Raw genomic sequence first — 7,824 nt, 5'->3', positions numbered from 1 at the left:
GGTGGCATGAACGTGTACATCGTCGAGGTGTCCAAGCGGCTGGCCGAGCGGGACGTCGAGGTGGAGATCTTCACCCGCGCCACGTCGAGTGCAGCCCGGCGCGTGAAAGACAAGATCAAAGCTGGGCCGTCTGTGGGCCGTCAGAGTGCGCTGCGGGGCCGTATTCGGGCCGTCTAACGCCCACCAACGCCGACCAACGTTGACCGCCAGCGCCCAGAGAAAGCCCTGGTCAGAGCCCATCAACAGGGCTCTGACCAGGAAGGCGACGGACGAGTCGACCTGTACGCCGGATTTTGTGCGCGACGGCCTCGCGGCCGCCGGCGGCGGTCATCCATCTAGGCGTGCCGTTGCCGACATGCTCTTGCGGCCTACCCGCAGACTCGGGCGAGCAGCCCTCGAATGCCTGCGCCGGCCCCCGCCTCGCGGCGGTGGCCTTGCTTGGCCTTGCTCCGGGTGGGGTTTACCGAGCCACCCCGGTCGCCCGGGGTGCTGGTGGGCTCTTACCCCACCGTTTCACCCTTACCGGCACGGGGCCGGCGGTCTCTTCTCTGTGGCACTTTCCCGCGGGTCACCCCGGGTTGCCGTTAGCAACCACCCTGCTCTGTGGAGTCCGGACGTTCCTCGGCGATGCTCCCGGAGGAACACCGACGCGACCGCCCGGTCGACTCGTCCGTCGCGTGACCATCCTACCGACGCCGCCGAGGACCCGGCGGGCGACGGACCGAAAGCCGGCTCGACCCTGCCAGAACACCCCACGACCCGGCCGACAGCCCCGCCCGGCCCGGCAGGCCGACGGGCCGGAACCCGACCAGTCCAAGATCAGGGCCCGGTAGCCCGACCCCGGCACCGGCACCGGCACCGGCCGCGACCAAACCAGGACCCCGACCACACACCCGGGCCTCGAACCAGCATCCCCCACCCCCGGCCCGTAGATTCTTCGGCATCATGGATCTCGCCCACATCGTGCTGCTGGTCGCCGCCGGTCTGGCCGCCGGCGTAGTGAATGCGATCGCCGGTGGCGGCTCGCTGATCACCTTCCCCAGCCTCATCGCCGTCGGTCTTCCCTCGGTCGACGCCAACGTCACCAATTCCACCGCCGTCTTCCCCGGCTACGTCTCCAGCGTCGTCGGCAGCCGCGCCGACCTCACCGGCCAGGGACGGCGGCTGCGGGCCATCGTCCCCACCGCCCTGGTCGGCGCCACCCTCGGCTGCTTCCTTCTTCTCGGCACCCCGGCCCGCGCCTTCGAGGTTGTCGTGCCGTTCCTGGTGCTCGGCGCTGCCGCCATCCTCTTCTTCCAAGACCGGCTCAAGGGTCTCGTCGGGCGGTCGAGCGGCGAGAAGAAGGTCACCCTTCAGATCGTCGTCTTCGTCGGGGCCATCTATGGCGGGTATTTCGGCGCCGCGCTGGGGGTCATGTACGTCGCTGCGCTTGCTTTGGTGCTGGACGAGACGTTGAATCGGATCAACGCGCTCAAGAATGTGCTTTCCGCCGGTGTCGGGCTGGTCACCGTGGTGGTTTTCGCGTTCTTCGCGCCGGTGCACTGGGGTGCGGTGCTCGCCGTCGCCCCGGCCACGATTGTCGGCGGGTATGTGGGGGCGCACATCGCACGCCGGCTGCCCGCGCGGGTGTTGAAAGTGCTGATCGTCACCTTTGGGACCCTTGTCGGGCTCATCCTGTTGTGGCGAGCATTTCGCTGAAGAGTAGAAAAAGCTGAAGAGTAGAAGCAGTACCGGGGAAGGACAGATGGCGGACGACGACTCGGCTCTCAGGGTCATCGAGACCCAGGTGGCCATGCTCATGCGGCTGGGTGAGGCCACCCGCCGTGCCGCGCCGCGGCCGCACCGCGCGCTCGACCGCGCCGCGTACGTGATTCTGCGCTTCCTGCAGGAGGCCGGCCCGCAGAACGTCTCCGCCGTCGCCACCCGGCTCAATCTGGACGGTTCCACGGTCACCCGGCAGGTCGGCGCCCTGCACCGGGACGGCCTCGTCGTGCGTACGCCTGATCCGCTGGACGGCCGCGGCAGTGTCGTGGCCGCCAGTGAGCGGGGCCTCGCCCAGGTGGACGCGGTGAGCAAGGCCCGCCGTGAGGTCTACGACGAGGTGCTGCGGGACTGGACCGCCGACGAGCGCCAGGAGCTGGCGGGCGTGTTGGAGCGGCTGACCCGGGACATGGACGCGTACCTGAAAGGCCGCGGCCCCGGATAGGACATCCGGGGCCGCGGATCGCGAGCGGGTCGGGGTCAGGTGGAGGAGCCGAGGGTCTCCGGAGTGGTACGGGCCTTCTCCAGCCGCGGGTCGCCCTCGTCGGCGAAGTAGTCGTCCGGCTCGGTGCCGTCGACACCCTCCGGGGTCTTCATCGCCCGCAGGATCAGCGTCACGATCACCGCGACCAGCAGGTTCAGCGCGACCGCCACGAAGCCGACGTAGATCGTCTTCGGGGTGTCGAAGCCGAACTTCTCCAGCGGGAACGCCGACCCGCCGAAGTGGGCGCGTTTGGTCGCCGCGTTCGGGATCTGGTAGAGCATCCACAGGCCCAGGCCCATGCCGGCCGCCCAGCCCACGATCAGGGCGTTGCGGTGCAGCCACCGGGTGTAGAGGCCGATGGCCACCGCCGGGGCGGTCTGCAAGATGATGATGCCGCCGATGAGCTGCAGGTCGATGGAGAACTGCGGGTCCAGGAAGATGATGAACGCGACCGCGCCGACCTTCACCACCAGCGAGGCGATCTTGGCGACGCCGGCCTCCTGCGCGTGGGTGGCGTCCTTGCGGATGTACTCCTTGTAGATGTTGCGGGTGAACAGGTTCGCCGCCGCGATCGACATGATCGCCGCCGGGACCAGGGCGCCGATGCCGATCGCCGCGAAGGCGATGCCCGCGAACCAGGCCGGGAACTGCTGGTCGAACAGCAGCGGCACGACCGTGTTGCTGTCGACGCTGCCCGCGGTGTTGCCGGGCAGCGGCTTCACCCCGGCCGAGATGGCCATGTAGCCGAGCAGGGCGATCAGGCCGAGCAGGAAGCTGTACGCCGGCAGCGCCGACATGTTGCGCTTGATCACGTTGCGGTTCTTGCTGGCCAGCACGCCGGTGATGCTGTGCGGGTACAGGAACAGCGCCAGCGCCGAGCCCAGGGCCAGGGTGATGTACTGGATCTGGTTGTTGGCGTTGAGCGTGATGCCGTCACCCGGCGCCGGTGACGCCTGGAACTTCGCGTTGGCGTCGTCGAAGATCGAGCCCCAGCCGCCCAGCTTGTACGGCAGGTACAGCACCGCCACGATGATCACGATGTAGATCAGCGTGTCTTTGACGAAGGCGATCAGCGCCGGCGCCCGCAGCCCGGACTGGTACGTGTACGCGGCCAGGATCGCGAACGCCACGATGATCGGCGCGTGCCGGGCCAGCGCGCTCTCCCCGGTCACGCCCATCGTCTTGAGCACCGCCTCGATGCCGACCAGCTGCAACGCGATGTACGGCATGGTCGCCACGATGCCGGTGATCGCGATCAGCAGCGCCAGCAGCGGCGAGTCGAAGCGGGTGCGGACGAAGTCGGCCGGGGTCACGAAGCCGTGCCGGTGCGACACCGACCAGAGCCGGATCAGGATCAGGAAGAACAGCGGGTAGATGACCACCGTGTAGGGCACCGCGAAGAAGCCCGCCGCGCCGGCGCCGAAGATCAGCGCGGGCACCGCGACGAACGTGTACGCGGTGTAGAGGTCACCGCCGACCAGGAACCAGGTGATCCAGCCGCCGAAGCTGCGCCCGCCGAGTCCCCACTCGTCCAGGTGCGCCATGTCGGTCGGCCGGCGCCACTTGGCCGCGATGAAGCCCATCCCGCTGACCAGCAGGAACAGCAAGGTGAAGACGACGATCTCGGTGATGTGGTCACTCATCGGAGGCCTCCGGCGACGTGGTGCGGTCTGCCGCGGGGACGGCCGGTGGTTTCCGGGTCATCTGGTAGACGACCGAGGTCGTGACGACGCCGACGAGGATGAACGAGAACTGCAGCCAGTAGAAGGCCGGAAAGCCCCAGAGCCTCGGTGAGTCGAAGTTGTAGAACGGGGTGATCAGCGGGAGCACGATCGGTATGACCAGCAGCCAGTTCCAGGGACTGCGATCGCTGCGCGGTGCGGACATCAAGGCCTCCTCATCGGAGCTCAGACGAGGTGGTGACCGTGGTCACGGCCATCGCCGCAGGTTACCGAGAGGTTTCTGCGACGATGCGCCAGGCCGTGATCACCCTGCGCCGAACGGCCGGGGCGGTGCGCCGAACGGCACACCACCCCGGCCGGAGGACCTGCTACCGCCAGGGGGTCCAGAGACCCGCCGAGATGGTACGGGTGAGCGAGGCCTTCTCGTCGTCGCCGTCGAGCGACCACATCATCGCGCCGCCCAGCCCCTCGGTACGGATGTACGCCGTCTTCTGCAGGATCTGCGCCGGGTCGTCGTACGTCCAGAAGGTGGTGCCGTCGAACAGCCACGAGTGGCCGGAACGCCAGTCCCGGTGCACCTTGAAGCCCTGCGCGGGCAGGTTCTTCAGGGTCTTGTAGTCCTCGGTGCCGACCGCGAACTTGCCGGGCGCGCCGCCGGTGGCCGGGGCGAAGAGACCGTTGCCGGCGGCGGTGATGCCGGTCCAGCCCTGGCCGTAGTACGGGATGCCGAGCACGAGCTTGCGGCCGGGTGCGCCGCGGTCACGCCATGCGTCGATCGTGCCGTCCACGGAGAAGTCCGGGTTGTCGGGCGCGCCGGGCGGAACCCGCAGAGCGGACTGCTGGTTGGCCCGGGCCTCCCAGGAGCCGTGGAAGTCGTAGCCCTGCACGGTGCCGAAGTCGAGGTACTTGAAGATCTTCTTCGCCTCGAAGCCGGCGTCGATCTTGGCCGGGGCGGCCGGCAGGAACGCCGTGAGCTCGTAGTGCTTGCGGTTCTTGCGGCCCAGCGCGTCGAGCTGCTTGCGGAACTCGGCGGTCAGCAGGGTGAAGTTCCGCTTGTCCTCCGGCCGGATCACGTTGCCGGCGTTGCCCTCGGAGCCGGGCCACTCCCAGTCCAGGTCGACGCCGTCGAAGATGCCGGCGGCGACGCCCGCGGACAGGCCGGGCAGGTTGCCCTTGATCCACAGGTCCACGCAGGAGCTGACCAGCTTCTGGCGGGACGCGTCGGTCAGGGCGGCGTCGGAGAAGGTCGCCGAGCCGGTCCAGCCGCCCAGCGAGATCAGCACCCGCAGCTTCGGGTTCTTCTTCTTGAGCTCGGCGAGCTGGTTGAGGTTGCCGGCGATCGGCTGGCCGGCCACGTCGGCGACGCCGTCGACGCTGAGCGCGTCGGTGAACGGCACGCCCCAGTCGGCCCACGAGTCGGCCGACTCGCAGACGCCGGCCGCGGTGACCGGGCCGAAGGCGTAGTTGAGGTGGGTGAGGCCGGCGGCGGCGCCGGACTGCTGGACCTTGGCGAGCTGGAAGTCGCGGCCGTAGATGCCCCACTGGGTGAAGTATCCGACCTTGACGTACGACTTCTTCTGGTGTGCCTGGGCGGTGGTGGGTGCGGCCGTGACGCCGACCAGTACGGCGGCGCCGACGGCCAGCAGACGACGGGAGAATCCGCGCATGAGCCCTCCAGGGGCGGACGGAGCTTGTCGAAGAGGAATGGTGAAGAAACTTTCCTAATCGAGGAAGCTAAACGTCCGCACCCGGCGGGGTCAATACCTCAGCGCAGGTGCGCCGTCTCGTTCACCGAGCGGACCGCGATCCCGCCGTCGGGCCACATGTCCATGGTGGAGACGCCGGCCGCGTCCAGGAAGAGCCGGTGCAGGAAGGCGTCGCCGGCGGCGAGCGCGTCGCGCAGGATCAGCTTGATCGGCGAGACGTGCGAGACCACGACGACGGTCCCCGACGGGTACGCCGACTGCAGCGTCGCCAGGGCCCCGCGTACGCGCTTCGACACCGTCTTGAACGACTCCCCGCCCGGCGGCGCGACAGCCGTCGAGTCCAGCCAGCGGTCCAGCTCGTCCGGCCAGCGCTCGCGGACCTCGGCGAACGTCAGGCCCTCCCAGTCGCCGAAGTCGCACTCGATCAGTTCCGGCATGACGGTGACCGTGACGTTGCCCAGCTCGGCGGCGATCAGCTCGGCGGTGCGCGTACACCTGGTCAAGGGTGAGGAAACGACGGCCGTGACGTCGCGCGAGATGCCCGCCACCCGCCCGGCCGCGGCCATCGCCTGGGCCTCGCCCTGCTCGGACAGCGGGACGTCGCCGCGGCCGGAGTAGCGGCCCTGCGCGGTCATCGCGGTCTCGCCGTGCCGGACCAGGATCAGCCGGGTGGCGGTGTCCAGGGACGGCGGCGCCCAGTTCCGGGGCGCCTTGGGCTCGGTCGGCTCCGCGAACGCCGAGGCCCCGGCACCGGAACTCGGGGCGGCCGAGCCCACCGGCTTGCCGGCCGCCTCATCCATCGCCCGGTTGGCCAGCGCGTCGGCCAGCTTGTTGCGCTCGCGCGGGATCCAGTCGAAGGTCACCGTGGTGAAGCCGTCGACCAGCTTGGCCGCCTCGGCGGCCAGCGGGCGCAGCCCCGGGTTCTTGATCTGCCAGCGGCCGGACATCTGCTCGACCACCAGCTTGGAGTCCATCCGTACGTCGACCCGGGCGGCGCCCAGCTCGGCGGCGGCGCGCAGGCCGGCGATCAGCCCCTGGTACTCGGCGACGTTGTTGGTGGTGACGCCGAGCGAGGCGTAGCGCTCGAGCAGCACCTCGCCGGTGCCCTCCTCGAGCACGACCGCACCGTAACCGGCCGGCCCGGGGTTGCCCCGCGACCCCCCGTCCGCCTCCACCACGACCCTGAGCTCAGCGGTCACAGGCCGGACTCCGCGGTGCGGACCATGATCCGGCGGCATTCCTCGCAACGGACGACCTCGTCGGCGGGCGCGGACTTCACCCGGGCCAGGTCGGCGCCGTACAGCTCGATGCGGCAACCGCCGCAGCGCCCGGAGCGCACCAGCGCGGCGCCCAGGCCCGAGTCCGCGCGGATCTTGTCGTAGAGCGTGATCAGGTCGGCCGGCAGGTCGGCGGCGAGCGGCCCGCGGGCCTGCGTCTTGAACTCCTGCTCCTTGGTGATCTCCGCGTTCGCCTCGTCCCGGCGGGCCTCGGCCGCGGCCCGGCGCTCGCTCGCCTCGGCCAGCTTCTTCTTCACGTCGTTGAGGGCCTGCTCGGCGCTCTCCCGCTGCTCCATCAGCTCGAGCTCGGCGTCCTCCAGCTCGGACTGGCGGCGGTTCAGCGTGGCCAGCTCGTGCTGCAGTCCCTCGATCTCGCGCAGCGCGCCGCCGGCGTTCAGCCGGGCCTGGTCCCGGTCCTTGCGGGTGCGGACCTGCTCGATGTCCTTCTCGAAGCGGGCGATGTCGCGGTCGAGGTCGTCGACGGCCACCTGGGCGCGCACCCGCTCGTCCTCCAGCGCGGACAGCTCGCGGGAGATGGTGGCGATCTCCGCCAGCTCCGGCAGGGATTTGCGGCGGTGGGCGAGCTGGGCCAGGGCAATGTCGACGGCTTGCAGATCGAGCAGTCGGCGCTGGTCTTGCGGGGCGGCCTTCACGTCAGGTCTCCTTATTTTCCACTGACCGCGTGCACGGTCCAGGGGTCGGTGTCGAGGTCGGACACGAGGGACGTGACCGGGAACTGGGCGCGCAACCAGCCCGCCAGCTCGTCGAGCCAGGGGCGTTCGGTGGCCCAGTGGGCAGCGTCGAGCAGGGCCGGGCCGCCGGTGGCGACCTCGACAGCGAGGGCGGCCACCGCGGCCGGGTCGGTGGCGGTGACGTCACGCAGCTCGGCGACCGCGGCGATGCCGGGGTTGCCG

At 69.9% G+C, this 7,824-nt stretch carries 7 protein-coding genes, 1 other RNA gene and 1 pseudogene; 2 read left to right on the top strand and 7 right to left on the bottom strand.

Annotated features, from left to right (window positions below; genetic code table 11):
• Nucleotides 1-266 precede the first annotated feature (266 nt).
• Nucleotides 267-669: RNase P RNA component class A (gene rnpB, locus AB0C29_RS23510), an RNA gene on the bottom strand.
• Between the two features lie 276 nt (nucleotides 670-945).
• Here rnpB and AB0C29_RS23505 point away from each other — a divergent pair.
• Together AB0C29_RS23505 and AB0C29_RS23500 are read left to right on the top strand one after the other, a co-directional pair.
• Nucleotides 946-1,698: a sulfite exporter TauE/SafE family protein gene (locus AB0C29_RS23505; protein ID WP_360823712.1), complete on the top strand. Its 753-nt coding sequence runs from the start codon at nucleotides 946-948 to the stop codon at nucleotides 1,696-1,698.
• A gap of 46 nt (nucleotides 1,699-1,744) precedes the next feature.
• A complete protein-coding gene (locus AB0C29_RS23500; RefSeq protein ID WP_360548387.1) occupies nucleotides 1,745-2,206 on the top strand; it encodes a MarR family transcriptional regulator in 462 nt (153 codons plus the stop codon).
• A gap of 35 nt (nucleotides 2,207-2,241) precedes the next feature.
• On the opposite strand, the gene mctP is transcribed toward AB0C29_RS23500, so the two are convergent.
• From mctP to AB0C29_RS23470, 6 genes and pseudogenes are all read right to left on the bottom strand, one after another.
• Nucleotides 2,242-3,888, bottom strand: a complete 1,647-nt coding sequence (gene mctP / locus AB0C29_RS23495; protein WP_360823710.1) for a monocarboxylate uptake permease MctP — start codon at nucleotides 3,886-3,888, stop codon at nucleotides 2,242-2,244.
• Nucleotides 3,881-4,132 carry a DUF3311 domain-containing protein gene (locus AB0C29_RS23490; protein WP_360823708.1) on the bottom strand — a complete coding sequence of 84 codons (252 nt, stop codon included), beginning with the start codon at nucleotides 4,130-4,132 and terminating at the stop codon, nucleotides 3,881-3,883. Before AB0C29_RS23490 ends, mctP begins: the two co-directional genes overlap by 8 nt.
• A gap of 163 nt (nucleotides 4,133-4,295) precedes the next feature.
• Nucleotides 4,296-5,594, bottom strand: a complete 1,299-nt coding sequence (locus tag AB0C29_RS23485; RefSeq protein ID WP_360823705.1) for a glycoside hydrolase family 18 protein — start codon at nucleotides 5,592-5,594, stop codon at nucleotides 4,296-4,298.
• Nucleotides 5,595-5,692: 98 nt separating this feature from the next.
• Nucleotides 5,693-6,871 (bottom strand): bifunctional RNase H/acid phosphatase, encoded by a 1,179-nt coding sequence (locus AB0C29_RS23480; protein ID WP_360823702.1) that lies wholly within the window; start codon nucleotides 6,869-6,871, stop codon nucleotides 5,693-5,695.
• Entirely contained in the window at nucleotides 6,829-7,563 is a 735-nt protein-coding gene (locus tag AB0C29_RS23475) for a C4-type zinc ribbon domain-containing protein (RefSeq protein WP_360823700.1), read from the bottom strand. The genes AB0C29_RS23480 and AB0C29_RS23475 overlap by 43 nt, the downstream gene beginning before the upstream one ends.
• 11 nt (nucleotides 7,564-7,574) lie before the next feature.
• Nucleotides 7,575-7,824: pseudogene (locus tag AB0C29_RS23470) on the bottom strand (hypothetical protein); the annotation flags it as partial.

The organism is Actinoplanes sp. NPDC048791, from assembly GCF_040650095.1.
Taxonomy (GTDB): domain Bacteria; phylum Actinomycetota; class Actinomycetes; order Mycobacteriales; family Micromonosporaceae; genus Actinoplanes.
Note: the sequence above shows the minus strand (reverse complement) of the source record. Positions and strands in the feature narration are given on the sequence as shown.